This is a genomic window from Ralstonia flaminis (assembly GCF_958415495.1).
GTDB classification, from domain to species: Bacteria; Pseudomonadota; Gammaproteobacteria; order Burkholderiales; family Burkholderiaceae; genus Ralstonia; species Ralstonia flaminis.
The window spans coordinates 275,181-300,086 of record NZ_CATZLL010000002.1 but is presented as its reverse complement, the minus strand read 5'-3'; the positions used below and the strand labels follow the sequence as shown (position 1 = coordinate 300,086).

23 protein-coding genes are annotated in these 24,906 nt (G+C 63.4%); 12 read left to right on the top strand and 11 right to left on the bottom strand.

Annotated elements, in window-relative coordinates:
* Nucleotides 1-26: 26 nt before the first annotated feature.
* From R2N11_RS03965 to R2N11_RS03955, 3 genes are read right to left on the bottom strand one after another with little or no spacing between them, the layout of a single operon-like run.
* Nucleotides 27-344, bottom strand: coding sequence for a putative quinol monooxygenase (locus R2N11_RS03965; protein ID WP_316680220.1), 318 nt, complete (start codon nucleotides 342-344; stop codon nucleotides 27-29).
* A gap of 43 nt (nucleotides 345-387) precedes the next feature.
* Complete coding sequence (locus tag R2N11_RS03960; RefSeq protein WP_316680219.1) at nucleotides 388-1,191, bottom strand: helix-turn-helix transcriptional regulator; 804 nt, start codon at nucleotides 1,189-1,191, stop codon at nucleotides 388-390.
* A 43-nt stretch (nucleotides 1,192-1,234) separates the two neighbouring features.
* Nucleotides 1,235-2,044, bottom strand: a complete 810-nt coding sequence (locus R2N11_RS03955) for an AraC family transcriptional regulator (RefSeq protein WP_316680218.1) — start codon at nucleotides 2,042-2,044, stop codon at nucleotides 1,235-1,237.
* A 107-nt stretch (nucleotides 2,045-2,151) separates the two neighbouring features.
* Between R2N11_RS03955 and R2N11_RS03950 the strand changes: the two genes are divergently transcribed.
* From R2N11_RS03950 to R2N11_RS03940, 3 genes are all read left to right on the top strand, one after another.
* On the top strand, nucleotides 2,152-3,045 hold the full coding sequence (locus tag R2N11_RS03950) for a DMT family transporter (protein WP_316680217.1): 894 nt from the start codon (nucleotides 2,152-2,154) through the stop codon (nucleotides 3,043-3,045).
* Nucleotides 3,046-3,143: 98 nt separating this feature from the next.
* The gene (locus tag R2N11_RS03945; protein WP_316680216.1) at nucleotides 3,144-4,184 is read left to right on the top strand and encodes a LacI family DNA-binding transcriptional regulator; all 1,041 of its coding nucleotides are present in this window, start codon (nucleotides 3,144-3,146) and stop codon (nucleotides 4,182-4,184) included.
* 419 nt (nucleotides 4,185-4,603) lie between these two features.
* Nucleotides 4,604-5,833, top strand: a complete 1,230-nt coding sequence (locus tag R2N11_RS03940) for a GumC domain-containing protein (RefSeq protein WP_316680215.1) — start codon at nucleotides 4,604-4,606, stop codon at nucleotides 5,831-5,833.
* 57 nt (nucleotides 5,834-5,890) lie between these two features.
* On the opposite strand, the gene R2N11_RS03935 is transcribed toward R2N11_RS03940, so the two are convergent.
* The 5 genes from R2N11_RS03935 to R2N11_RS03915 all read right to left on the bottom strand — a co-directional run bounded on the left by R2N11_RS03935 (nucleotide 5,891) and on the right by R2N11_RS03915 (nucleotide 12,194).
* Nucleotides 5,891-6,817: an NAD-dependent epimerase/dehydratase family protein gene (locus R2N11_RS03935; RefSeq protein ID WP_316680214.1), complete on the bottom strand. Its 927-nt coding sequence runs from the start codon at nucleotides 6,815-6,817 to the stop codon at nucleotides 5,891-5,893.
* Between the two features lie 139 nt (nucleotides 6,818-6,956).
* Nucleotides 6,957-8,159: a sugar ABC transporter permease gene (locus tag R2N11_RS03930; RefSeq protein WP_316680213.1), complete on the bottom strand. Its 1,203-nt coding sequence runs from the start codon at nucleotides 8,157-8,159 to the stop codon at nucleotides 6,957-6,959.
* Nucleotides 8,160-8,173: 14 nt separating this feature from the next.
* On the bottom strand, nucleotides 8,174-9,721 hold the full coding sequence (locus tag R2N11_RS03925; RefSeq protein WP_316680212.1) for a xylose ABC transporter ATP-binding protein: 1,548 nt from the start codon (nucleotides 9,719-9,721) through the stop codon (nucleotides 8,174-8,176).
* Between the two features lie 42 nt (nucleotides 9,722-9,763).
* On the bottom strand, nucleotides 9,764-10,771 hold the full coding sequence (xylF, locus tag R2N11_RS03920) for a D-xylose ABC transporter substrate-binding protein (RefSeq protein WP_316680211.1): 1,008 nt from the start codon (nucleotides 10,769-10,771) through the stop codon (nucleotides 9,764-9,766).
* 43 nt (nucleotides 10,772-10,814) lie between these two features.
* Nucleotides 10,815-12,194, bottom strand: a complete 1,380-nt coding sequence (locus tag R2N11_RS03915) for a carbohydrate porin (RefSeq protein WP_316680210.1) — start codon at nucleotides 12,192-12,194, stop codon at nucleotides 10,815-10,817.
* Between the two features lie 306 nt (nucleotides 12,195-12,500).
* On the opposite strand from R2N11_RS03915, the gene cynS reads away from it, so the two are divergent.
* Entirely contained in the window at nucleotides 12,501-12,944 is a 444-nt protein-coding gene (cynS, locus tag R2N11_RS03910) for a cyanase (protein ID WP_316680209.1), read from the top strand.
* Nucleotides 12,945-12,948: 4 nt separating this feature from the next.
* On the opposite strand, the gene R2N11_RS03905 is transcribed toward cynS, so the two are convergent.
* Nucleotides 12,949-13,788: a FadR/GntR family transcriptional regulator gene (locus R2N11_RS03905; protein ID WP_316680208.1), complete on the bottom strand. Its 840-nt coding sequence runs from the start codon at nucleotides 13,786-13,788 to the stop codon at nucleotides 12,949-12,951.
* A gap of 511 nt (nucleotides 13,789-14,299) precedes the next feature.
* Between R2N11_RS03905 and R2N11_RS03900 the strand changes: the two genes are divergently transcribed.
* From R2N11_RS03900 to R2N11_RS03870, 7 genes are all read left to right on the top strand, one after another.
* On the top strand, nucleotides 14,300-15,499 hold the full coding sequence (locus R2N11_RS03900) for an ABC transporter substrate-binding protein (protein ID WP_316680207.1): 1,200 nt from the start codon (nucleotides 14,300-14,302) through the stop codon (nucleotides 15,497-15,499).
* A gap of 78 nt (nucleotides 15,500-15,577) precedes the next feature.
* The gene (locus R2N11_RS03895) at nucleotides 15,578-16,435 is read left to right on the top strand and encodes a branched-chain amino acid ABC transporter permease (RefSeq protein WP_199032053.1); all 858 of its coding nucleotides are present in this window, start codon (nucleotides 15,578-15,580) and stop codon (nucleotides 16,433-16,435) included.
* Nucleotides 16,435-17,403 (top strand): branched-chain amino acid ABC transporter permease, encoded by a 969-nt coding sequence (locus tag R2N11_RS03890; RefSeq protein WP_316680339.1) that lies wholly within the window; start codon nucleotides 16,435-16,437, stop codon nucleotides 17,401-17,403. Before R2N11_RS03895 ends, R2N11_RS03890 begins: the two co-directional genes overlap by 1 nt.
* Nucleotides 17,400-18,170, top strand: coding sequence for an ABC transporter ATP-binding protein (locus R2N11_RS03885; RefSeq protein ID WP_316680206.1), 771 nt, complete (start codon nucleotides 17,400-17,402; stop codon nucleotides 18,168-18,170). Before R2N11_RS03890 ends, R2N11_RS03885 begins: the two co-directional genes overlap by 4 nt.
* A complete protein-coding gene (locus tag R2N11_RS03880; RefSeq protein ID WP_316680205.1) occupies nucleotides 18,167-18,874 on the top strand; it encodes an ABC transporter ATP-binding protein in 708 nt (235 codons plus the stop codon). The genes R2N11_RS03885 and R2N11_RS03880 overlap by 4 nt, the downstream gene beginning before the upstream one ends.
* A 19-nt stretch (nucleotides 18,875-18,893) precedes the next feature.
* Complete coding sequence (locus R2N11_RS03875; RefSeq protein ID WP_316680204.1) at nucleotides 18,894-20,138, top strand: Zn-dependent hydrolase; 1,245 nt, start codon at nucleotides 18,894-18,896, stop codon at nucleotides 20,136-20,138.
* 13 nt (nucleotides 20,139-20,151) lie between these two features.
* A complete protein-coding gene (locus R2N11_RS03870; protein WP_316680203.1) occupies nucleotides 20,152-21,630 on the top strand; it encodes a M81 family metallopeptidase in 1,479 nt (492 codons plus the stop codon).
* A gap of 322 nt (nucleotides 21,631-21,952) precedes the next feature.
* Here R2N11_RS03870 and R2N11_RS03865 read toward each other — a convergent pair whose 3' ends face one another.
* Nucleotides 21,953-23,206, bottom strand: coding sequence for an NAD(P)/FAD-dependent oxidoreductase (locus R2N11_RS03865; protein WP_316680202.1), 1,254 nt, complete (start codon nucleotides 23,204-23,206; stop codon nucleotides 21,953-21,955).
* A gap of 13 nt (nucleotides 23,207-23,219) precedes the next feature.
* Complete coding sequence (locus tag R2N11_RS03860; protein ID WP_316680201.1) at nucleotides 23,220-23,582, bottom strand: RidA family protein; 363 nt, start codon at nucleotides 23,580-23,582, stop codon at nucleotides 23,220-23,222.
* 388 nt (nucleotides 23,583-23,970) lie between these two features.
* Here R2N11_RS03860 and R2N11_RS03855 point away from each other — a divergent pair, with 388 nt between their 5' ends.
* Nucleotides 23,971-24,900: a hypothetical protein gene (locus tag R2N11_RS03855; RefSeq protein WP_316680200.1), complete on the top strand. Its 930-nt coding sequence runs from the start codon at nucleotides 23,971-23,973 to the stop codon at nucleotides 24,898-24,900.
* Nucleotides 24,901-24,906 lie beyond the last annotated feature (6 nt).

The following is a 24,906-nucleotide window of genomic DNA, read 5'->3' as shown; positions in this document are numbered from 1 at the left end:
CAATTGTTTTCAGTTGGCGCGGGCGGCTACGCGGTCGCGGCCAACGCCAATCCATGCGCTTCCACCAACTCACCGCGGGTCACATCCGGTGATGCTGCCAGCAGCGTGTCGAACGTTGCCAGCGCACGTCGCACAGGCTCGTACGTCATATGCGTTTCCCACGCGGCCTGATCTCGATACACCTCATGCAGCAGGAAAACGTTCGGCTCGTCATGCGCACGATAGAAGGAATACGCCAATGTGCCAGGCTCTTCGCGCGCCGATGCCACCAGCGTTGAAAGCTGTTGCTGGAGCATATCAACGGTTTCCAGCCGGGCCTGCAGTCGAACAATCAGCAGATACATGTTTGACCTCTGAACAAGGAAGACGGGATGCCATCTTTCCTTGTCAGGCGAGCGAGGTCTTGTAGAAATGCGTCTTCGTTTGGGTGTCCTGCCGGTAGCGTGATGGCGATTGTCCAGTGAGTCGTCGGAACTCGCGGTTGAATTGAGGCTGGTCGAAGTAACCGTGCAAAAGTGCCGTGTCGAGCAACGGTGACTGGGGTTCCAGATGCAAGGCGCGCACGGTGCGCTGGAAGCGCGCCAGTCGTCGGAACGCGACGGGCGACACGCCTTCGGCAGCCAGGAAGCGGCGCTCCAACTGACGCCGGCCCAGATGCAACTGCGCTGCCAGCCCATCGATGGTTGTGTCATGCGGCGCAGCGTAGAGGCGCGCAACCGCAGCAGACACGTGAGCGTCAGCATGTGCCGGTGCCAGTCGTGCCAGCAGGAAGGCGTCGATCAATGCAACGCGTTGCGAGAAATCGTGGGCCTGCGCCACCTGCTCGTGCCAGTCGAGCACTTCACGGCCCCACAGAGCATCGATCGGCGCCTGTGCGTCCAGCAACCGGCTGATGGATTCGCGCGCCAACGCACCCCATCGGCCCGCGCGAATCCGTATCGCTGTGAAACCGATGCCTTGGGCCGGTGCCAGCGCGTAGGGTTGAAGCCGCACGCACAACATGTGGGCCGCAGGCAGCGCGGCACCATCTTCATGGTGGAAGGGCTGACCGTGGTGGAGAAACAATTCTGCACCGGTGCCAGGCAGCAGGCGCGGCAGGGCAACGATTTCGCCACGTGTGGCTTCCCAGCTCCAGTAGCGGTCAATGTAGGGGCGTAGTGCAGGATGCGGACGTGCTGTATGGGTTTGCACGTGTTTTCCTCAGAGCGGTCGAAGTGCCATTGTGCGGTCGTTGCTATGCGGTGGGGCGCTCAGTCTCGCCGCACATCTGCCGCCGGTAACGCTCCGGCGAGAACCCGACCTGCTTGCGGAACATCGCGATAAACGCCGAGGGCGTTCCGTAACCGAGCGCCAGGGCAATGTCCTGCACCGAGCGATCTTCCTTCAGCCACACCAGCGCACGCAGCAAGCGCACGCGGTTGCGCCATTGCACGAAGCTCATGCCGAGTTCGGTCTGAAAGCGGCGAGCGAGCGTGCGCTCGGTGCTGTGCACGCGTTCTGCCCAGGCTTGCAGCGTGGTGTTGTCGGCGGGGTCCAGCCGGATCGCCTGGAGGATGGGTTCGAGCTGGCGGTCCTGGCTGTCGGGCAGGTAGCTATCGGTGTGCTCGGCGCGCGCGAGCAATTCGATCATCAACTCGAACTGGCGCAAATCCCATGCGTCCTGCATGACCGATACGCGGCGTGCGGCAAAGTCTTCGAATAGCGCGCGCACCAGCGGTGTTTGTGCAATCAGGCAGCCCGTCGCGGGCAGGCGCTCGGCAAGGGACTCAGCCACGTACACCGAGATGAAATCCGTCGCCTGCCGGATCGACGCGGAATGCGGCGCGTTGGCAGGCACCCAGATCAGGTATTCCGCAGGCGCCGTCAGCTTGTGTGTTTCTACGGTCGCCTCCATCAGGCCGAGGCTGATGCGGCAGAGCTGGCCCCAGGGGTGGGTATGCGGCTCGACGGCGGTTTCCGGCTCGAAGTGGTTGTAGCGGAAGTAGAACGGCGCGCCCTTCGGCACGCGCAAATCGGCTTCGCGGTAGGCAGAGGCGGTGTACATGTTGTCGCGCTTTGTCGCTTTCGATGCGTCAGATTGTCTGATTTGCATTATATGTTTCGAATCAGACATCGCTACACTTCGGCCATCGTCTGATAACGGAGGCCATCGTGCCTGTGCTGTATCCCCTGCTGGCGGTGTTGATCTGGGCCGCCAACACCATCGTTTCGAAGGCTGCAGCCGGCGTGCTGGACCCGGCGGCCATCTCGCTCTACCGCTGGTTGCTGGCGGCATGCGTGCTGACGCCGTTCAGCGTGCGGCCGCTGTGGCGCCAGCGTGCGGACGTGGCGGCGCAGCTGCCGCGTTTTGCCGTGCTGGCCCTGCTGGGCATGGTGATGTACCAGTGCCTGGCCTACTACGCCGCGCACAGCACGAGTGCCACCAACATGGGCGTGATCGGTGCGTTGATCCCGATGCTGGGGCTCATCCTCAATCTGGTGGTGTTTCGCAAGCCGGTGGGTGTGCAGGCGGTGACCGGCGTTGTGGTGTCGCTGCTGGGCGTGCTGTATTTGCTTGGCCGCGGGCATCCGGCTACGTTCCTCGACGGCGGCGTCAACCGCGGCGACGTGCTGATCCTCATCGGTGCGACGTCGTACGCGCTGTACAACATTCTTTACCGACGCTGGGCGCTACCGTTTGGGCAATGGCTCAATCTGTATGTTCAAGTGCTGATTGCCGTCGTGTTTCTGGTGCCGCTGGCCTTCACTGCGCAGAGTCTGGCGATTCCGCGCCAGGGCATCGGGCTCGTGGTCTTTGCGGGCATTGCTTCGTCGATCGTTGCGTCGTACTTGTGGATGCTGGGCTTGAAGCGGATCGGCGCTGAGCGTACGGCGATCTTGATGAACCTGATGCCCGTCTTTACCGCAGCCATGGCGGCGGTGATGCTGGGCGAGACCGTGCACGGCTATCACTGGATCGGTGGCGGGCTTGTGCTGCTGGGCGTGAGTCTGGCGCAGGGTATCGTCCGCCTGCCGATTGGACGCTCGGGCTTGAGTACACGTTGAATTCGGTCTCGCCGCGCAATGGTTGGCGGTAGAATTGAACCCATGACGGGTGCGTTTATCGCACCCGTTCAGTGTTCTAGAACCCCACTCGCCAGACCATGAAACGGAGCGCCGGAGCCGTCACCGTCGATGATGTTGCCGCGCACGCGGGCGTGTCGATCAAGACCGTTTCGCGCGTGCTGAACCACGAGCCCAACATCAGCGAGAAGACGCGCGCCAAGGTGGTCGAGGCGATGCAGGCGCTCGACTACCGGCCCAATCCCGCCGCCCGCCGCCTGGCCAGCAAGCGCGCCGACATCATCGCGCTGGTCTATGACAACCCCTCCGACAACTACATCGTCAACATCCAGCACGGCGCGCTCGAAGCCTGCCAGGCGCTTGACTACAGCCTGCTGCTCACGCCCTGTAACTACCGCGATCCGAACCTCGCCGAGCAGATCATTCTGAGCGTGCGCCAGCGCGCGCTGGCCGGTCTGATCCTGACGCCGCCGGTGTCTGACGTGGCGTCGTTGGTCCATGCACTGGATGAGGCCGGCGTTGACTACGTGCGTTTGGCACCTGCCGATCGCCAGCACAAAGGCTTGTCGGTCAATACCGAAGATCGTGCCGCCGCACGCGATATGACATTGCATCTGATCGGCTTGGGCCATCGGCGCATCGGCTTCGTGGTTTGCGACCCCGATCACGGTGCCGCATATCAGCGTGTATTTGGCTATCGCGATGCAATGGCGCAAGCAGGTATCACCGTCGATGAGCGCTTGGTAGAGCAGGGGCAGCACTCGTTTGAGTCCGGTGTTGCTTGCGCCGAGCGGCTCCTGTCATGCGAGCCGCGCCCCACCGCTATCTTTGCCGGCAACGACGACATGGCCGCTGGCGTGCTGCGTGTGGCGCAGGCACGCGGCATCAAGGTACCGGAAGAGCTCTCCATCTGCGGCTACGACGATACGCCGCTCTCGCGCCAGCTCTGGCCGGCGCTGACCACGGTGCGCCAACCGATTCAGGCAATGGCGCATGCTGCCGTCGAGCAGCTCATCGCCATCCATCGGCCGCACCTGCCAGGTTTGAAGCCGCACTCGGTGCACGAGAACCTGCAGTATGAGCTGGTGATTCGCGAGTCGACCTGCCCGCCGGTGCGTTGACGCGTGGGCGGGGAAGCGGCACAGGGATGGTGTCTGGCGATTGAAGCAAACCTAATGCAGTGGCTGAATTGGCTGTGGAGGCAGATTGGTCAACCCATCTATCGGAGGGTGGTGGGGGCCTTGTTTAGGCAGTTATGTTAACGTGCCTTAATCTATTGGTATTTTGTTTGGCTAGGGCGGACATAGTCCTTGAGGTTTCGCGCAAAAATATCGAGAATCCTGTCGACCTCCACCACTCGCTTAGCGAGTCACCAAGGTGTAATGTCCTCGCGGCTCCATAGCGAGGGACAGATTTGGATGCCAGCCAACAAAACAAGTGAACCCCGAGTGAATAAGAGGAAACAAGCGTAATCACAAGTGATTTCGGGAGCATTTGTTTGCCAATCAATGATTGGCAGTTTTCAGGACGGAAAGAAGTGATGAAGAATGACAATACAGCAGCGCATCGGGAAGATGACCTTTGGGGTTTTGATTTGAAAGGTCTGATGTCGCGCTGCTGGGAATTGCGCCGGCAAGTGGTGTTACTTGCCGCAGGGTTTTTCGTGCTGTTTTTTACACTTTCCTTCTGGGCCGGCCGTCAATATTCCAGTGAAGGTTTTTTGCGCGCTCCGCGTAAATTTGCGGAATACAACGCGCAAAAGGCGGCCTTCTGGGATGGTGAGACGCTGCGTCGCTACCTTGAAGCGAACAAGAAGCTTGATGATGTGAATGGTCGCTATTTGCTTGGAGCGCTAAGTGAGCGCTTTGTGCAGGCGCATCTGCAGGCGGTGTTGCCGTTATCCAAAGACGATTTGCGTTTTATCACCGACGCAAAGGGTGTGCTTGAAGCCGTCGGTATCTTGGGTTTCTCGATTTCGTTCAAGGATCAATCGCGTGAGAACGCGCAAGCTCGCGTTCAGATGTTGGGTGACTTCGTCAAAGACACCATGCTGAATGAAGATCTGCGGGATGTGATCGACACCAAGGTGGGTGAAACCAAAGCGAAGAAGCAGCAGATCGAGAATCAGATCATCCAAAAGCGGTTGGCCCTGGCCCAAGCGGCTGCCAGACTCGACGCGGCCCGGGTTATTGCAAGCAAATATCCCGAAGCGTCCAAGATGGAAGCGCGCCAATTGCTTTCTACGGGCAACGACAACGATTCGTCGCGCTATCTGTCTCCCGTTGCGCAGCTAGTCGGGATTGAGACGGAGATTGCCAACCTTAAGTCGCAACTGAGCTTGCTGGAGCGCGACGCCGAGCAAAATGCGCTGCGCAACGAGTTCTATGAGCGGATCGATCAGCGCAGCCGACAGGTACAGACCGGCAACGGTTTGTTGGTTGAGTTTGTCAAGATCGGTCAGGACGTCTTCAAGAGTCGGAATCTCCAGGACGACAAGACGCGTGAGGTCTACAACCAGATCATGTTGGTTGCCGAGCAGATGCGCACTAAACACGTTTCGGAAGCGCGATTCGTGTCGGGCCCCACGTTGCCGAGCGGCCGCTCTGGCCCGGGTGCCTTGCTGCTGGCACTGATGTCGCTGATCGGTGGGTTTGCACTGGCATGCGTGATCGTGCTGCTGTTGGACAAGCTGCGCAAGCCGGATGCCGATGCAGAACAAGCAGAAGAGATCGACCACGAAGACAATCTCCGGCCCGTTCGCGCCGCCTGATCTGGCCGCGTCGACAAACGAAAGCCCGGCTACCATGCCGGGCTTTTTTCATACGGGTTACCGCGTGCCCTTGATCAACGCGTACAAATCATCCTGCGGGTCATAGCCGATCAGCTTGCGGCCGGACTCCAGCCCCCAATCCATCCCCCTATTGTTCGACACGCCGTTGACGACGATGGCGGGTGCCGGCCAGTCTGTCGGGTCTGCCGTGATGGCGCAGAGGAAGAGGCGGCGCAGGTCGTCATTCGACAGCCACATGTTGCGGAACCAGCGCAGCGCGATACGACTGGCGTCGTCGGGTAACTCGGTGGGGACGGGCGTGTCGGCGGTGCCGGAGTGGTTGATATCGTTCGGATCGTTTTCATCTGGCAGGGCCCAGCCGATGCGCAGTGACACGATCGACAGCTTGCCGCCCGCGGCTGCCGATACAGCGCCCACTGCCTTGCACAGTTGCTCACCCATCGCCTTGGATGTGCCGTAGGCGAGCGAGTAGACGTCTTCGATGCCGTTGTTCCAGCGTGTGCCGGGCGCCGGAGCCAACTCGGCGGTGAGTTGGCCGGGGCCAATGGTGCCGGCCAGCGGTTGATCCTTATATGCGCCCATCGCATGGTTGGACGAGGCAAACACGAAGCGCCGTACGCCACGCGTGGCAGCCGCTTCTAGTACGTTCAGCGTCATGCCGTAGGAGGCCAGCGCCTGTTCCCACGTCGCATCGGGTGTGGAGTGGATGGCAGCCAGGTGGATGACTGCATCGACGTTGTTGAGCAGTTCAGCCCATGCGCCGTCGGCTTGTGTGAGGTCTGCGACGACCCAGCGGAAGCGCTCGGTTGCCTGCGGAGAGAACGCAACGTTCTGCTCCACCCAATCGACGCCAATGATGGACGTGCACCACGGGGTGGACGCGAGCGCCTCGACGACCTTGCGGCCCAGGTTGCCGGCAACGCCGGTGACAAGAACGCGAGCGGGATTTTGGTAGTCAGCCACGATGTCGGATTCCGTTCGGGATGAGGAAAGAAGGGGCGACCGGCGGCCGGCGCCATAGCACCATCGGGCGCCGCCGTGTCTTTTCAAGTCATCGGATTGGGCTCGACCGAGCCCGAGAGCAGGGTGATGTCAGTTGCCGTCAGCCACGGTTGGAACCCGACAGCACGTCGATCCACACGGCCAGCACCAGCACCACGCCCTTGACGATCATTTGCCACGAGGCGTCGACGTTCATCTGCTGCATGCCGTTGTCGAGGCTGGCCATGACCAGTGCGCCGATCAGCGCGCCGTATACCGTGCCCGAGCCGCCGCGCATCGACGTGCCGCCGATGAAGCAGGCGGAGATGGCATCCAGTTCGCCGCCAACGCCGGCCGAAGGCGAACCCGCTGCCGAGCGCGCCGTGGTGATGATGCCCGCAAAGGCACACATCAGGCCCATCAGCACGAACACCAGCAGCTTGACGCGGCTCACGTTGACGCCGGACAGACGTGTGGCTTCCATGTTGCCGCCCACTGCGTAGACGTGACGGCCAAACACAGTTTGCGTGGCGACGTACGAGAACACCGCCAGCAGGATTAACAGGATCAGCACCGGCAGTGGTACGCCGTTGGCCTGGTTGAGCACGGCGACGAAACCGAACGCTGCCGCCGCGATGGCTAGCAGCTTCAGCCCGTCTGCCCACACCGGCGAGGGCGCCAGTTGCAGGCGGGCACGCTCGCTGCGGCGGCGCACCGTCAGCACAACGGACATGGCGACGATGACGGCCGCCAGCGACCACGCCAGCCATGCTGGCACGAAGCTCTGCGCGATATTGACGAGGTCATCCGGCACCGGCGCAATGGTCACGCTGTCGGTGCTCCACTGCAGCACGCCGCGGAACGCCAGCATGCCGCCCAGCCCGACGATGAACGAGGGTACGCGAAGCTTGGTGGTGATGAAGCCATTGAACGCGCCGATGGCCGCACCCACCACGAGCACCGTACCCACTGCCAGCCACGTGTTCCACCCGAGATTGACGGTGAGGATAGCGACCAGCCCGCCAAGCAAACCGAGCAGCGAGCCGACCGACAGGTCGATCTCCCCGGCGATGATGACGAAGACCATGCCGCAGGCCAGCATGCCCGTCACCGACATCTGTAGGAACAGGTTGGAGATGCTGTTGGGCTTGAGGAACGTGCCGTTGGTCTGGAAGTAGAAGAAGATCCAGATGAGCGCGACCGCCAGCAGCAGTGCCAGCACCTTGTAGCGCACGAACAGTTGTTGGATGGCGCGACCGTCCAGACGCGGACCGCCAGCGCCGCCGTTCTGGCGGGCGAGTTGGGATTGCAGGATGTTCGACATGGCAGTCTCTACAGCTAAGCCGCTTGGCGGCTGGGTTCAGCGTTGATTGCAGCAGCCAGGATGCGCTCCTGGGTCAGGCCCTGATTGATAAAGTCGCCGCGCACCTGGCCTTCGCCCATGACCAGGACACGGTCACTCATGCCCAGGATCTCCGGCATTTCAGACGAGACCATGATGATTGCCACACCGCTGGCGGCCAGGTCGGCAATCATCTTGTAGATGTCGTACTTGGAGCCGACATCGACGCCGCGTGTGGGCTCGTCGAGGATCAGCACCTTCGGCGCGGCCAGCACCATCTTCGTCACCACGGCCTTCTGCTGGTTGCCGCCCGATAAGCTGGCGATCGATAGCGCAGGGCTGGCGGTCTTGATGCGCAGGCGCTTGATTTCGCGGTCGACTGTGGTGAGTTCGGCGCCCTTGTCTACACGCCCGCCGTGTGTGTAGTGCGCGAGCGTGGCGAGGGTGATGTTTGCGCCAACGCCCATCAGCGGGACGATGCCGTGGCGCTTGCGGTCTTCGGGGACGAGGCAGATACCGTTGGCGATGGCCTCGGCAGGTGAGTTCACCTTGACGGGCTTGCCCTCCATGATGATCTCGGCGGACGAGCGGCCGGCGTAGGCGCCGAACAGCGCGGACACCATCTCCGTACGCCCCGCACCCACCAGCCCGGCAATGCCGAGGATCTCTCCTCGGCGCACGGCAAAGCTCACGTTGTCGGCGCGCTTGCGATTCGGGTTGCTGACATCCCAGCAGGTGACATTGCGCGCTTCCAGCACGACTTCGCCCACGGTGTGCTCTACCTTGGGGAAGAGCGAGGTCATCTCGCGGCCGACCATCATCGTGATGATGTTGTCGATGGTCATCTCGGCAGCGGGGCGCGTGCCGATGTGCTTGCCGTCGCGGATGACGGTGATCGTGTCGCACACGCGCTTGACCTCATCCAGCTTGTGCGAGATGTAGACGCACGCCACGCCGCTGCGCTTGAGGTCTTCAATGATGGACAGCAACACCTCGATTTCCTTGGCGGACAGCGACGATGTCGGTTCGTCCAGGATCAAGAGGCGTGCGTTCTTGGCGAGCGCCTTGGCAATCTCGAAAAGCTGTTGGTGGCCGCTGCCGTAATTGCTCACGGGCGCGGCCACGTTCACGTCGGTCAGGCGCAGGCGGGCGAGGAGCTGTTCGGCCTTGGCGTGCATGGCGTCGTAGTCCATGCGGCCCCCCGGCTTGGTGATCTCATTGCCGAGGAAGATGTTCTCCGTGACGGAGAGCTGCTGCACCAGCATCAGTTCCTGATGGATGATGACGATGCCTGCGCGCTCGCTGTCGCGCACGGAATGCGCGCGCAGCGGTGTGCCTTCCCACTCGATCTCGCCCTCGAAGGTGCCGACGGGGTAGACCCCCGACAGCACCTTCATGAGGGTGGATTTTCCGGCGCCGTTCTCCCCGCACAAACCGACGCATTCGCCTGGCTGTACTGCCAGGCTCACGCCGTCGAGTGCGCGCACACCGGAGAACGACTTCACGATGTTGCGCATCTCGAACAGGGTGCCGTTACTGCTCATGGCGTCCTCCTACTCACTACGACTGACGACTGCATCGACGGCTTACTTGCCGAAGATCTGCTGGTGCGTATAGAAGCCGTCCTTGATGACGGTGTCCAGCGTGTCCTTGGTCAGCACGGTCGGCGTCAGGAGCACGGTGTCGACGTCCTTCTTGCCGTTGTTGAGCTTGGTGTTGAACTTGGGTGCGGTGCCCTTGACCAGGTCAACGGCCATCTCGGCAGCGTTGGCGGCAATCACCTTGATCGGCTTGTACACCGTCATCGCTTGCGTGCCTTCGGCCACGCGGCGCACGCCCGCCAGGTCCGCATCCTGACCCGAAACCGGCACCTTGCCTGCCAGCTTCTGGCCGGTCAGCGCCTGGATCGCGCCGCCTGCCGTACCGTCGTTGGACGCGACGATGCCCTGGATATTGTTGTTGTTCGCGGTCAGCGCGTTCTCAATGATGCTCTGCGCCTTGGAGGGGTCCCACTCCGGCGTCCATTGCTCGCCGACGATCTTGATGTCGCCCTTGTCGACCAGCGGCTTGAGCACCTTCATCTGGCCGTCGCGCAACAGGCGAGCGTTGTTGTCGGTCGATGCGCCGCCCAGCAGGAAGTAGTTGCCCTTAGGTGCGAGCTTGACCACGCCTTGCGCCTGCATCTCGCCCACCTTGACGTTGTCGAAGGTCACGTAGCCATCAATATCGGCATTGAGGATCAGGCGGTCATACGACACGACCTTGATGCCCTTCTTCTTGGCGCTGGCAATGGCGTTGCCCAGCACCTTGGAGTTGAACGGCACGATCACCAGCACATCCACGTTCTGTGCGATCAGGTTTTCGATCTGGGCGATCTGCTTGGCTTCGTTGGCGTTGGCCGACTGCACGTTGACGGTGGCGCCCAGCTTCTTGGCGGCGTCGACAAAGTAGTCGCGGTCGTGCGTCCAGCGCTCGACGCGCAGGTCGTCGATCGAGAAGCCGATGACCGGCGCTTCCTTGCTGGCGTGGGCCGACGTTGCGGCGAAGGTCAGGACCGCTGCGGCGGCCAGGGTGTTCAGTACACGGGAAATCATGAGAGGTCTCCTGTTGTGCGTAAGGGTGTCGGGTTCGCGTTGCTTAGAACGTCACGCCGGTCTTCAGGCCGATCACGAAGGCGTTCTTGTTTTGCGTGGTACCGCCCGGATGCAGGATGTACTGCAGATTAGGCCGCAAGTACACCGAAGGCACGGGCGAGTAGCTGTAGTACAGCTCGCTCACGTATTCGTAGCCATCACCCGCCACAGTGTTCGAACCGGTACGGGCATTGACCTGGCGCACGTAGTCCGCATAGCGGCCGTTGTTGTGCGTTGCACCCACGGCAAAGCCGATGGTGTCGGTCAGGCGGTCAAACGGCCCTTTGTACTGCACGCCCACCGAAATCTGGTGGTCGGTCTGCGCGGTGTTGCGGTCTGCCTGCGAGAAGTTCAGGAACACCGTGGCACCGCGCCCGCCGGCCGTGCCGGTCACTTGCTGCTGCAGGTTCAGGTAGGCGCCATATTGGCCGCTGCGCTGGCGTGCGTCCAGGCCGGTGATGCCGCGGGGGTTGCCGTTCACGTCTTCGTACAGGTCTTTGCCGGTGGACGTGTTGTACCAGACGCCGGCCTTGTACGAACCGGGGCGGCCTTCAATGTTGGGCAGCCAGCCGAATTCCAGCGGGATCAACGCGCCGGTGGTGCCGCTCGGGTTGTTCGGCTTCCAACCGTTGTGCTGGGCCCAGGTGTCATTCACGTAATTCGGGTTGACCTGGTACACGCCGATCTGCGCGTAGGTCTCTGCCGTGGTGTGCACCTTGGCGCGCGCGCCCCACTGGCTGGTCGGCCAGTTGACCCAGTAGCTGCCCACCAGGTTGCCCGGCTGCGAGCCGCAGAACGTCAGGTTCTGGAAGTCGCACGAGAACGAGAAGAAGTCTTCGCCCACCGTCACACGGCCGGCCTTGATCTCCAAGCGGTCATTGAGCAGCTTCTGGTTCAGCCAGAACTGCGTCAGGTGCCAGGTCTGGCCGCGGCCATAGACCTCCTGGATCAGCATGTTGTTGCCGATGTTCGCATCGCTGCCGAGGTTGCGGCCGTTGCGGTCGGTGACGGTGGCCTGGAAGGTGGCGCCTTGCCAGCCCGTCAGCTTTTGCATGTCCAGCGTGGTGCCCATCACCCACTGGTCCGTGTAGCGCGTGAGGTGCTCGATGCCGCCGCTGAAGTTGTGCGCGAGTTCGCTGCCGTAGCCGAGGTTGAACGTCACACCCTGGTCGGCCAGGCGGGTGCGCAGGCCGCCCCAGTCGCCCAGCAGGTAGGGGCTGGTGGTGATGTCGTACGCGTGGGCGCTGGCTGCGCCGAGTGCCAGCACGGCCACAGCGATGGCCGATGCGCCCAGGCGCTTGCTACGGGATTGATGATGCGCCGCCGACCGGCGCATGGGCTTCAAGGGCCTCGGTGAGGCATCGAAGCGGGGTTCGAGCTCCATTGACTGTCTCCTGATATTTGGTCCCGTCTGCCTTGCATGACAGCGGTGTCAGCGTTCTGTTCTCAATGTGTAGCGGGCTGACGGACGCAAGAATGGCCACAATTGACAGCGCTGTCAATCTCGGGGTTTGCCCTAGTCCAAGGCCCATCTGCGACGTTCTAAAGAGGCGGCGGTGTGGATGTTGCGATGCGGGAATTGCAGCCGAACAAGCAAGTGCCGCCATGGACGTGGCACTTTGTGCATGGCATCGACCTTGCTCATGCTGCGCGCACCTTTCTCTTTGTCATCCAACCCAAGGAGCCGCACATGCAACGCGAAGACGTGACCGACCTGATCGTCCTGCAGAAGATCAAGAAGCAGCTGACGTGGGCGCAGCTGGCCGAGTTGATCGGCCACAGCAAGGAGTGGAGCACTGCCGCACTGCTCGGCCAGATGACACTGACCGAAGCGCAGGCGAATGCCGTGGGCACGGCGCTGGAGTTGCCGGAAGAGGCGATCGCATTGCTGCAGGTGCCGCCCTACAAAGGCTCGCTACCCACCGCCGTGCCGACCGACCCGCTGATCTATCGTTTCTACGAACTCATCAGCGTGTATGGCACGACGTTCAAGGCGCTGATCCACGAAGAGTTTGGCGACGGCATCATGAGCGCGATCGACTTCAACATGGACCTCAAGCGCGAGCCCGACCCGAAGGGTGATCGGGTGCGCATCGTGATGAGCGGCAAGTTCCTGCCGTACAAGACCTACTGAGCGCTCACGCGTCTTCGCTGCTGTCGTCGTGCTCGTCGATGAACGGACGGCTGCGGCGCGGCATCTCGGAATCGAGTACCAGGCGGCCATGCACGCGGCCGTTCATGCGCGTGACATGGTGCGTGCAGTCTTCCATGTGCGAGGCCATGAGTTCACGCACGCGCTCGGCATCGCGCGCACGCGCGGCCTCGTAAATCTGCCGGTGGAACTTGACCGTGGACGCGCCGAACTTGGCGTGGTCCTTGGGTGAGGTCTCGTTGCCGAACACCACCAGCTGCCGCAGCATTTCGTTGATCAGCTCACAGCAGAACCGCAGCATCGGGTTGGGATTGGCGGCGGCCAGGATGTCGTGAAAGCTCAGGTCTTCCTGGCGCTGGTCTAGCGGTGCGACGGCCTTGGCAGAAGCCGGGTCGCACAGGTCGATGGTGTGTTCAAGCGCATGGAAGTCGTCTTCCGTCAGGTGCGGCACGGCGCCGGCGGCAAGCTCCGGCTCCAGCAGGCGGCGCACGGTGTAGACATCTGCAATGCCGATGTCTTTGAAGAACAGGTAGTTCTGCATGAGCTGGAACGTGCGGTCCAGCGGCACCTCGACGATGGTGCCGCCGCCAGCCGGCCCCGTGCTCACACTCACCAAGCCCTGCACTTCCAGCGATTTCAATGCCTCGCGGATGGTGCCCTTGCTCACCCCGAAGGTCTCCTGCAGCTTGATCTCCTGCGGGAGCTTGTCACCGGGCTTGAGGTTGCGCTGCGTGATCAGCCGCTTGAGTTCTTCGGCAACGAGGTCGGCGCGCTTCTGCTTGCGGATGCCGATCGACGCCGTCTTGCCTGCTCCGAGTGTGGCCATGGTTGTCCGTTCCTGAGTTGCGCGCATTCTAACTGTGGGGTCGTGCCGCCCGGCGTGACCGACGTGGTGCATGCATGCCCTTCGAGCGTGCGCACGCACCGTATTTCGGCATCGTCGCCCGGCACTTGCGCCGCACACACCTTGGCGTAAACACCGACCTCTTGGCCGTTGACGCGGCGCGGATGCGGCTTCTATGATGATTTCGCCTATTTATCATAACAAATATAAAGAACTGGTCTGGTTCTTGCTCGACTCGACAGTCGGCGAAAACCTCGCCGGTCAGGCTAGTCCACTGAACCGGATGAAATACCCCCGCTCGACTGCGCCTCAAGGCCGCATGCGTCGTTGCAAATGCTCGCAATAGCCCGCTATTGCTGCGCTTTGCGCCTAGCCTGCGACCTTGCTGCACAGACGCTCGGGCGCATTTCATCCGGTTCAGTGGACTGGGAAGCCGCCCCAGGTGGCTCCAGGCGCTTGTTGTGTCCCATGCACGAACCCCAAGGAGTGCGCTTTGAATCGTCGAGACTTGCTCAAACTGGCGGCGCTGTCCGCTGTGCCCGCGTCAGTGCTGCAGGCCCGTTCTGCGTTTGCGGCCGATGCCATTGAACTGGGCTGCCCGGTGCCGATGTCCGGGGCGTTTGCCGCCAACGGCAAATTTGCCGACATGGGCATGAAGCTGGCCGTGGAGCAGTACGGCAAGGTGCTTGGCCGGCCGCTGGCGTACAGCGTGCTCGACACCGAGGGCAAGCCGGCCACGGCCGTGCGCAAGGTGCAGGAACTCGCGCAGCAGAAGAACGCGCGCTACTTCGCGGGCGGCATTCTCTCTTCCGAATCGCTGGCGATGGGCAAGGAGGCAGAGAAGTTCGGTGGCGTGTTCATCACCACAGCCGGGGCGGATGAGATCACAGGCAAGGACTGCAATCGCGCGACGTTCCGCTGGTCCGTGCCGACGTATGGCGCCATCGAGCGCACCGTGCGCCCGCTGATCGAGTCGATGCCGAAGGCCAAGCGCTGGTACACGATCACGCCGCAGTACGTGTTTGGCGACGGGTTGCTCTCGGCAGCCAAGAGCATCTTCAAGGAAAAAGGCATCGAGCACGTGGGCAATAGCTACCACGCGCTGACCGAGAAGGAATTCAGCGGCTACCTGACCAATGCGATGGCCGCCAAGCCCGATGTGCTGCTGATCCTGAACTTCGGTTCGCAGTCGTCCGACACGCTGCGCCAGGCGGTGAGCTTTGGCATGAAGAAGAACGTGACGATCCTGGTGGCGTGGGCGTCGGGCCTGGAGCAGTTCGAATCGCTCGGCGCAGACCTGTGCGATGGCGTGTACTTCGGTGCGCAGTACTGGCATGACGTGGATACGCCGGCCAACCATGATCTGGTGAAACGCACGCAAGCCGCGTTCAAGATGAACCCGAACTACAGCCTGGCGGGTTCGTACACGTGCACCAAGATCCTGCTCGACGCGATGGCGAAGGCGGGCAGTGCGGACCCGAAGGCTGTGATCGCCGCACTGCAGGGCATGAAGTACGACGGCCTGACCGGCCCCGAAGAGATTCGCGCGGCCGACCACCAAGTGCTCAAGAACTACTACCTGCTCAAGGGCAAACCCAAGAGCCGCATGAAGGACAAGGACGACTTTGCCGACGTCGTGGCTGTGGGCAAGGCGTTCCTGCCGGTCGAACAGACACAGTGCAAGCTGACCTGAGGGTCTGATGGGCCGTACGCCCGTGCTCGACATGAGCTGCGGGCGTTTGTTTTCCTGCATGCAATTCCAGTCAACGCAATGAACGTCTACCTGCTCCAGGTCGTCAACGGCGTGGGGATCGGCATGCTCTACTTCCTGCTGGCGGTGGGGCTGTCGATCATCTTCGGGCTGTTGCGCTTCGTCAATTTCGCCCACGGCGCGTTCTATGCGCTGGGCGCGTATCTCTGCTTTCAAGCCCTGCAGATGGGGTTGAACTTCTGGCTTGCGCTGGTGCTGGCGCCCATCGTCATCGGTGTGCTGGCGTGGGTGACGGAGAAGGTGCTGCTGCGCCACGTGTATGCACAGGCGCACGAGTTCCACATCCTCATCACCGTGGGCTTGGCGCTGGTGGTGCAGGAACTGATCATCGTGGCGTGGGGGCCGCTGGGCGTGGATGTGCCGCCGCCCGATGCGCTGCAGGGCGTGGTGATGTGGGGCGATTTCGTCTATCCCAAGTACCGGCTGTTCGTGATCGGTTTTACCGCCGTGCTGGCGGTGGGGCTGTGGTGGCTGCTCGAAGGCACGCGGCTGGGTAGCGCGGTGCGCGCAGGCAGTGAATCGACCGAGATGGTGTCGCTGCTCGGCATCAACGTGTTCCGTCTGTTCAGCCTGATGTTTGCGCTGGGTGCTGCCACGGCGGCGGTGGCGGGCGTGCTGGCTGCACCCATCCGCGGGGCGGAGCCCTTCATGGGCGTCGAGGCACTCGGTATCGCCTTCGTCGTGGTGGTGGTGGGCGGCATGGGCAGCTTTGCGGGGGCGCTGGTCGGCGGCCTGCTGGTGGGCATCGTGCAGAGCCTGATGAGCACGCTGTGGCCCGAGGGCGCGCGGCTGATGATCTACGTGGCGATGGCGGCCGTGCTGCTGCTGCGCCCACACGGCCTGTTGGGGAGGGGATGATGCAAGCCACATTCCATGGACTCGCGCGCTACCGCTTCTGGTGGCTGTCGCTGGGTGTGACGTTGTTGCTGCCGCTGGTACTGACCTCGGGCACGCTGGCCACCGAAGTGCTGGTCTACGCCATGGCCGTGATGGCCTGCAACCTGCTGCTCGGCTACACGGGGCTGCTCTCTTTCGGGCAGGGCATCTTCTTCGGGTTGGGCAGCTATGCGGTGGGCGTGGGCCTGACGCAGTTGTCGTTGCCGATGCCGGTGGCGATTGGGTTGGCCGTCGTCGTGGGCGCAGTCGTGGCAGCGGTGGTGGGGTGGTTTGCCATCCGCCAGCGCGGCACGTACTTCGTCATGCTCACGCTGGCCTTCTCGCAGATGTTCTACTTCCTGGCCTACACCACGCCGTCGCTGACAGGCGGGGACAACGGCCTGCTCGACATTCCGCGCCCGGCGTTTGCAATGTCGGCGTGGGCGTTCTACGCGTTCGTGGCGGTGCTGTTCCTCATCGTGTTCTTCCTGGTGCAGCGGGTGACGGAATCGGTGTTCGGTCGCACGCTGCTCGCCATTCGCGACAACGAGGAACGCGCACTCGCCGTCGGCTACAACGTGCGTGCGTTCAAGCTGCTGGCCTTCGTCATTTCGGGCGCGGTCACGGGGCTGGCTGGCGCGTTGCACGCCATGCTCACTGGCATCGCGCCGCTGGCCAATATCGATTACCACGTCAGCGAAATGATCCTGGTGATGACGGTGATTGGCGGCACGGGCAACGTGTTTGCCTCGGTGCTGGGGGCGGCGTTTTATGTGCTGCTGTCGGACTGGCTTTCCAGCCTGTGGCCGCGCTGGCTGATGTTGCTCGGCTTCCTGCTGATTGCGGTGAGCCTGTTCATGCAGCGCGGGCTGTTTGGGCTCGGGCAGAAGCTGTGGCAACGCGTGCGCGCGCCACGCAACGCACCGGCGGTACAGGAGGAACGCGCATGAGCACCACGCCCATCCTGCAAGCCACGGGCATCGTCAAGCAGTACGGCAAGTTCACCGCGCTGGGTGGTGTGGATTTGCGCGTGATGCCCGGCACGGTGCACTCCGTCATCGGCCCCAACGGCGCGGGCAAGACCACGCTGTTTCACATGCTCACCGGCACGCGCATGATCACCAGCGGCACCATCGTCTTCGATGGCCATGACGTGACGCGCGAGGCCGACTACCAGCGCGTGCAGCGCGGCATCGCACGTTCGTTCCAGGTGACGAGCCTGTTCCCGAGCCTGAGCGTGCGCGAGAACCTGCGGCTGGCCGCGCTCGGTACCACGCCGCGTCGCGCCATGCACGGCTGGCGCTTGCCGCAAGGCGATCTTGCCTGCGCCGATATGGTGGACCGCGTGCTTGACCGGCTGGAGCTTCCGCGCCTGGCCGAAACCCCGGCCGCCGCGCTCTCGCACGGCCAGCAGCGCCGCCTGGAAGTGGGCATGGCGTTGGCCGCCAACCCACGCGCGATCTTCCTCGACGAGCCCACTTCCGGCATGGGCGTGGACGACCTGCCCGCCATGAAGGCGCTCATCCGTGGCCTCGCGCACGACCACACCGTCGTGCTGATCGAGCACAACATGGACATCGTCATGGACATCTCCGACACCATCACCGTCATGCAGCAGGGCAAGGTGCTGATGGAGGGCACGCCCGACACCGTGCGCGCAGACCCGCGCGTGCGTGCCGCGTACCTCGGCAACATGATCACCGGAGGGAAGAAATGACGACGATCCTCGACGTTGAAGACCTCCACGGCTACTACGGCAAAAGCCACGTGCTGCAGGGCGTGGCGCTGTCGGTGGGCGAGGGCGAACTGGTGACGCTGCTCGGCCGCAACGGCGCGGGCAAGTCGACCACGCTCAAGGCGATTGCTGGTGTGGTGACGCCGTGCGGGCACGTGCGCTTCCGGGGCAAGGACGTCGCCGGGCAGCCGGCGCATCGCATTGCCGCGCAGGGACTGTGCCTGGTGCCGGAGCATCGGGGCATCTTCAAGCTGCTGACGGTGGAAGAAAACCTGAAGCTCGGCGCACGGCGCGATTCGCCGTGGCAGCTGGCCGACATCTACCGCATCTTCCCGCGCCTGCATGAACGGCGGCGCAACGGCGGCGCGAACCTCTCCGGTGGCGAGCAGCAGATGCTGGCCATTGGCCGCGCGCTGATGAATCACCCGCGCCTGTTGATGCTCGACGAACCGGTGGAAGGCCTGGCGCCCGTCATCGTGGAAGAGATCGTCGCGCAGTTGAAGGTGATCAAGCAGGCGGGCGTGTCCATCCTGCTGGTCGAGCAGAACCTGGAGGTCTGCACGCAACTGGCGGATCGCCACGTGATCATCGAGCAGGGCCGCGTGGTCTACACCGGCAGCAACGACGATTTTTGCGCCGACGACGCCGTCAAGGACCGCTACCTTGGCGTTGGCCTGGCGGCGTGAAAACACGACACGACAAGACATGACGACAGACACCCGACTCCGCATCAACGGCGCGCGCCTGTGGGACACGCTCATGCAGCAAGCCAGCATTGGTGCCACGCCAAAAGGTGGCGTGCGCCGCCTGGCTTTGACCGATCTCGACCGCCAGGGCCGCGATTTCTTTGTCGCACAGGCCAAAGCCGCCGGCTGCACCGTGCGTGTGGATGCCATCGGCAACGTCTTCGCGCGCCGCCCGGGCCGCAACAACGCACTGCCGCCCGTGATGACCGGCAGTCATATGGACACGCAGCCCACCGGCGGCAAGTTCGACGGCAACTATGGCGTGTTCGCGGGCATTGAGGTCGTGCGCACGCTCAACGACGCGGGCATCGAAACCGAAGCGCCCATCGAAGTGGCCGTGTGGACCAACGAAGAAGGCTCGCGCTTTGTGCCGGTGATGATGGGCTCCGGCGTCTTCATCGGCGAGTTCACGCTGGAGGCGGTGCTGGCCGCGCAGGACCGCGATGGCGTGGCCGTGGGCGAGGCGCTACGCAGCATCGGTTACGCGGGTACCGAGATGGTGGGCGGCCGACCGGTGGGCGCGTATTTCGAAGCACATATCGAACAGGGGCCGGTGCTGGAAGCCCACGCCACGACGATTGGCGTGGTAACGGGCGCGCTCGGCCAGCGCTGGTACGACGTGGTCTTCACCGGTATGGAGGCACACGCCGGGCCTACGCCCATGGAACTGCGCCGCGATGCGTTGCTGCCCGCCGCAGAACTCGTCGGCATCGTCAACCGTATCGCGCTGGATCGCCCGCCGCACGCGCGCGCAACCGTGGGCTGCCTGAGCGTGCACCCGGATTCGCGCAACGTGATTCCGGGTGGTGTGTCGATGACGATCGACCTGCGTGCGGCGGACGATGCCGTGCTGTCCGACATGGACGCCGCGCTGCACGCCGCCGTGAACGACCTGCGCGCACGCAGCGGCATCGACATCACGCTGCGTCAGGTCGTCTACTTCCCGCCGCAGCCGTTTGACGCGACGCTGGTGAACGCGGTGCGCAACGGTGCGCAGCAGTTAGGTTTATCGGAGATGGACGTCATCAGCGGTGCGGGGCACGACGCCGTCTACCTTGCCCGCGTGGCCCCCACCGCGATGATCTTCGTGCCGTGCAAGGACGGCATCAGTCACAACGAAATCGAAGACGCCCGCCCCGAACACCTCGAAGCCGGGGCCAACGTGCTGCTGCACGCCATGCTGCAAGCCGCTGGCCGCTCATAAGCCACAGACACCCATGCGCATCCTGATCGCCCGCTTCAATCACGAGACCAACACGTTCTCGCCGGTGCCGACGCCGCTGGCGTCGTTCCATCCGCATTACGGTGCCGACGCCTACCGCGCCGCCAAGGGCACGCGCACGGCAGCCGGTGCGTTCATTGATCTAGCCGAGGCGGCGGGCGCGGAAGTCGTCGTGCCGGTCATCGCAGGCGCCAACCCGAGTGGCCGGGTGGCCGCGGAGGCTTACACCACGTTGTGCGATGCCATCGTCGCCGCTGCGCCCGGATGCGATGCGCTGATGCTCGACCTGCACGGCGCGATGGTCGCCGAGAACAGCGACGACGGCGAAGGCGATCTGCTCGAACGCCTGCGCACGGTGGCGCCCGATGTGCCGATCACCGTCGCGCTGGATCTGCACGGCAACCTCACGCAAAAGTTCATCGACTTGGCGGACATTGCGGTCAGCTTCAAGACGTATCCGCACGTCGACATGTACGAGACAGGTGAACGCGCAGGCCGCCTGCTGTTTGACAAGCTCGCCGGCCGCGCGAACCCGGTGCTTGCGTGGCGCAGCCTGCCGATGGTCACGCACACGCTGCGCAGCCGGACCGATGAGGGCGCAATGCACCGTGCTGTGGCATTGGCCAAGCAGGCGGAGGAGGACGGCATGCTGGCCGTGTCGATTCTCGCGGGCTTCGGGTTGGCGGACATCACCGCGCCATGTCTCTCCGTGGTGGTGGTCGGCAACGGCGATGCACGCGCTGCAGATGCCGCCGCCCAGCGCATTGCGGACGCCATCTGGGCTGACCGCGAAGGCTTCGTTTACCGCTCTGAGCCGCTGGCCGAATCGATCGCACGTGCAGCCGCGCTGGCAGAAGCTCCCGGCAACGGCCCCGTGCTGCTGCTCGACCACGGCGACAACTGCATGTCCGGCGGTACGTGCGACGACATGCACGTGTTGCACGAAGCGCTGAAGCAGGGGCTGAGTGGCATCGCCGTCGGGCCCGTGTGCGACCCCGAGGCTGTCGCCGCCATGATCGATGCAGGTGTGGGCGCCACCGTCATGCTGCCCGTGGGCGACAAGGTGCCGCTCGTGCAGTTGGGTGTGTATCCGGTGTCTCGTGCGTTGACGGGCAAGGTCGCGGCCATCAGCGATGGGGAATACACCATCAGCGGCCCGACCTACACCGGCCAGCGCATCCGCATGGGGCGCACGGCGTTGCTCGACATTGGTGCGGCGCAGATCGTCGTTACGGAAACGCCGCAGGAGCACTGGGACCTCGGCATCTTCACGCACATCGGCTTGGACCCGCATGCCGCGCGCTTCGTGCTGCTGAAGTCGCGCATGTATTGCCGGCCTGTGTTTGTGCCGATCGCGAAAGCGGTGGTGGAGTGCGACGGCGGCGGCGTGACCAGTTCGGATTACGCACGCTTTCCGTTTGCGAAGGTGCAGCGGCCGGTGTTTCCGCTGGATGCCGAGGCCGCGCTCGCTTGAGCGTTATGCGCTATCACGCGCTGCGAGCGTAAAGCCGGCGCCGACCGTGCGGCGTTCCTCGTCACCGTGTTCGATGCTGCCTATCGCTGCGATACACACCCGCAAGTATCCGCCCCGTCTTCATGCCGGCCGAGCGGGTTTCTGCGCTGAAAGTTGTACTTCGCCACTGATCTCGATGCATGGCCAGCCGATGCGCACCGTAGTGCGGCGGCCTCTTTCTGCGGCGTGAAGGAAGCGGCTATGGACGGGCTGCTACAAGCATGGGCTCGACGATTACCCGCCGATCCAATACCTGTGCCAGCCTGGCCTGCCCTCGCTTGAGCTAGTGCGCCGCTTCCCAGAAGCGTTGTGCACGGAACGGGCGAACATCCACGGTGGGTGTCTCGCCCGTCATCATTTCCGCAATTAATCGCCCGGTGATCGGGCCCAACGTCAGGCCGTGGTGGGCATGGCCAAACGCGAACCACATGCCCGGATGGTGCGGCGCCTGTCCGATGATCGGCAGCATGTCGGGCGTGCAGGGGCGGGCACCCATCCACGGCTGCGCATCCACGCGCTCGGCCAGCGGGAAGAGCTTGCGCGCGACGGGCTCGACGGCTTCCAGCTGCACGGGCGTCTTGGGTGCATCGCGGTGGGCGAGTTCAGCGCCCGTGGTCAGGCGGATGCCGCGTGCCATCGGCGCAAGCACATAGCCGCCGTCGGCATCGAGCACCGGGTGGTTCAATTGCGTGCCCGGTATAGGCGTGTAGTGCATGTGGTAGCCGCGCTTGACGGCCAGTGGCAGGCTGTAGCCCAGGCGCGAGGTCACGACGTCCGCCCACGGGCCCATGGCGATGACGACGTTGTCGGCGCGCAGCTCGCCTTCCTTGCTGCGCACCAGCCACGGCGCGTTGCTTGTGAGCGAGTTCGCATCGCCTTCAAACAACTGGCCGCCAATCTGCTCGAAATAGTTCGCATACGCCGTCACCAGCGCGTTGGGGTCGCTCACGGAATCGGCTTCCGTGTAGCGCAAGCCGCCCAATAGCGATGGATCCAGATGCGGCTCAACTGTGCGCAGGCGCGCGGGGTCGAGCGTTTCAAAGGCGACACCGTATTCGCGCTGCCAGCGCTCGACGGTGCGGGTTTCCTCATCCTGCGTGGCCGCGTTGCGGAAGACCTTGATCCAGCCACTCGGGCGGATCAGGTTCATGGCGCCGGCAGCTTCCGCCAACATGCGGTGCTCGGTCACGCTATGCGCAATGAGCGGCGCATACGCCCGCGCGATGGCGGCATGCCGGCTGGGGTGCGAGTTGCGCCAGTAGCGCCACAGAAAGGGCAGCAGCCTGGGCAGATCACCCAGGTGGTAATGCACGTCTGCCGACGTATTGCTCGCATAGCGCAGCAGCGTCGGCAGGTCGCGCGGGAAGGCATACGGATAGACGCCCTCGCGCTGGATCAGCCCGGCGTTGCCGAACGATGTCTCAAAGCCCGGTGCCCGGCGATCCACCAGGGCGACGGCGCGCCCGCGCTGCTGTAGGTGCACCGCCACCGATACGCCGACGATGCCGGCGCCCAGCACGATGGTGTCAAAGCGCATGCGTGATCTGCCTTTAGCCCTTGGCCAGCGCCGTGACGGCGATCTCCACGTCAATGCCCGGGCGCATCAGGCCCGACTGCACGCAGGCGCGCGTGGGCGCGTGGCCGGCTGGCACCCAGGCTTCCCACGCGGCGTTCAGCTCGGCAAAGTGCTTGGCGTCGGTCAGCCAGATGTTGGCCGAGATCAAGCGCGTCTTGTCGACACCAGCTTCTGCCAGCAGCGCATCGATGCGGGCGAGGATATTGTTGGTCTGCTCGGTGACGGATTTGAAGTCGAACGCAGCGTCGGGCACTTGGCCCGCCAGATGCACGATGCCGTTGGCGATCACGATCTGGCTCATGCGGGCGTTGGTGTGGAAGCGTTGGATGTCGGACATGTTGGGGTTGGGAGAGTGAGGGGTGAAAAGAACGCCGATGGTAGCGCGCTTGTCAGGGTTGCGTGCGGTACGGCCGGTAGGGTTGTCCTATGCAAAATGATCCGCCACCCATGTGCGGGCGACATGCCTAGCAGGTCATGCGGGCACTTGTCGAGAAAGACTGGTCTAGTACAACAGTAAGATTATTGAAAATCTGAATTAAGCAAGCTTGATTCTGCCGCAAAGCTATGCTGGTATTGGGTTTGTGGAACATGCGAGGAAGATTTAAATAGTTCCCCTCTGCCGTGGGGAGCGTCCGCTTTTTGCCCGATGACACAATCGCCGGAAAACCGGAAACTGCGGCCTTGACGGCACTCGAAATCATTGCAGATCCGGACGGGGGAACTTCATGCAGGGAAGTTGGATTGCAATCTCCGCAGCGCGGGCGCGGGCGCATCGGTTGTATGGCGTGCGGGGTTGGTTGGTGACGTTGTTGTGGCTGAATACGCTGCCCGCGCTGGCGATCGTGCTGACGATGAGCATGATCCTGATGCTCGGCGAGGCGGGTGGTGGTTCCTTCCGGCTCGTGCCGGCACTCGTGGGGCTGGTCTTTCCGCTGGGGTTGGTGGTCGTAGCGTTCTTGCGCGTGCGCTGGTTTCCGCTGGTCTGGCTCGGGTATTGCCTGCTGCAATTGCTGGCCACGCTGGCCATGCGCGGCGGGATCAAGGCATGGGCAGCGCAGGCATCGGGTGCGGCAGCGGCAGGGTTGCCGATGATCCTGTTGCTGGCAGCGGAGGTGCTGGTGCCGATCGGCACGCTGGCGTATCTCGTCCGTTCACGCCGTGTGCGCGTGACCTACCGGCATGAGGTGCGTGCGAGCGATCCCGCTGCGGCCCCGGCGGTATTCGACAAGCCCAACCCGAGCGAAACCCCCAGCGATGCCACTGACCATGCGCGAGAGCGTGCGGCGTTGCGTCGCGTGACGCAAGAACTGAGCTCCGGCGTGCTGGATACGCAAACCTGGATGCAGGTGATGCGCCATCACGCCGATGCCACCGATAGCCTGCGCACCACCGCCTACGTGCGTGCGCGCATGGCGGTGCTGTGTCCGCCGGCACATGAGCATCCGCCGCTGCTGCGCACGCTTGCGTCGGGCGTGGGGGCGCTGCTGATCAGCCTCGTCGCGGCGGGTTTGTTGATGGCGGCGGTGATTGCGATGGCGTTGCGCGTGCCCGGCGACGCGACCGAGCTTCTTGAAGCCCTGGTCACCGTGGCACTGACGCTGAGTTGGCTGGCTGGCCTGTTTGCCGGCGCCCGCTTCCTGCAGCGCATGGCCTGATCCAGT

Coding starts and splice junctions, on each gene's coding strand:
- R2N11_RS03930 (WP_316680213.1), bottom strand. CDS start 8,159: ATGTCGAACATCCTGCAATCCCAACTCGCCCGCCAGAACGGCGGCGCT.
- cynS (WP_316680209.1), top strand. CDS start 12,501: ATGCAACGCGAAGACGTGACCGACCTGATCGTCCTGCAGAAGATCAAG.
- R2N11_RS03880 (WP_316680205.1), top strand. CDS start 18,167: ATGACGACGATCCTCGACGTTGAAGACCTCCACGGCTACTACGGCAAA.
- xylF (WP_316680211.1), bottom strand. CDS start 10,771: ATGATTTCCCGTGTACTGAACACCCTGGCCGCCGCAGCGGTCCTGACC.
- R2N11_RS03925 (WP_316680212.1), bottom strand. CDS start 9,721: ATGAGCAGTAACGGCACCCTGTTCGAGATGCGCAACATCGTGAAGTCG.
- R2N11_RS03915 (WP_316680210.1), bottom strand. CDS start 12,194: ATGGAGCTCGAACCCCGCTTCGATGCCTCACCGAGGCCCTTGAAGCCC.
- R2N11_RS03885 (WP_316680206.1), top strand. CDS start 17,400: ATGAGCACCACGCCCATCCTGCAAGCCACGGGCATCGTCAAGCAGTAC.
- R2N11_RS03855 (WP_316680200.1), top strand. CDS start 23,971: ATGCAGGGAAGTTGGATTGCAATCTCCGCAGCGCGGGCGCGGGCGCAT.
- R2N11_RS03945 (WP_316680216.1), top strand. CDS start 3,144: ATGAAACGGAGCGCCGGAGCCGTCACCGTCGATGATGTTGCCGCGCAC.
- R2N11_RS03940 (WP_316680215.1), top strand. CDS start 4,604: ATGAAGAATGACAATACAGCAGCGCATCGGGAAGATGACCTTTGGGGT.
- R2N11_RS03860 (WP_316680201.1), bottom strand. CDS start 23,582: ATGTCCGACATCCAACGCTTCCACACCAACGCCCGCATGAGCCAGATC.
- R2N11_RS03870 (WP_316680203.1), top strand. CDS start 20,152: ATGCGCATCCTGATCGCCCGCTTCAATCACGAGACCAACACGTTCTCG.
- R2N11_RS03865 (WP_316680202.1), bottom strand. CDS start 23,206: ATGCGCTTTGACACCATCGTGCTGGGCGCCGGCATCGTCGGCGTATCG.
- R2N11_RS03895 (WP_199032053.1), top strand. CDS start 15,578: ATGAACGTCTACCTGCTCCAGGTCGTCAACGGCGTGGGGATCGGCATG.
- R2N11_RS03955 (WP_316680218.1), bottom strand. CDS start 2,044: ATGTACACCGCCTCTGCCTACCGCGAAGCCGATTTGCGCGTGCCGAAG.
- R2N11_RS03890 (WP_316680339.1), top strand. CDS start 16,435: ATGCAAGCCACATTCCATGGACTCGCGCGCTACCGCTTCTGGTGGCTG.
- R2N11_RS03905 (WP_316680208.1), bottom strand. CDS start 13,788: ATGGCCACACTCGGAGCAGGCAAGACGGCGTCGATCGGCATCCGCAAG.
- R2N11_RS03965 (WP_316680220.1), bottom strand. CDS start 344: ATGTATCTGCTGATTGTTCGACTGCAGGCCCGGCTGGAAACCGTTGAT.
- R2N11_RS03875 (WP_316680204.1), top strand. CDS start 18,894: ATGACGACAGACACCCGACTCCGCATCAACGGCGCGCGCCTGTGGGAC.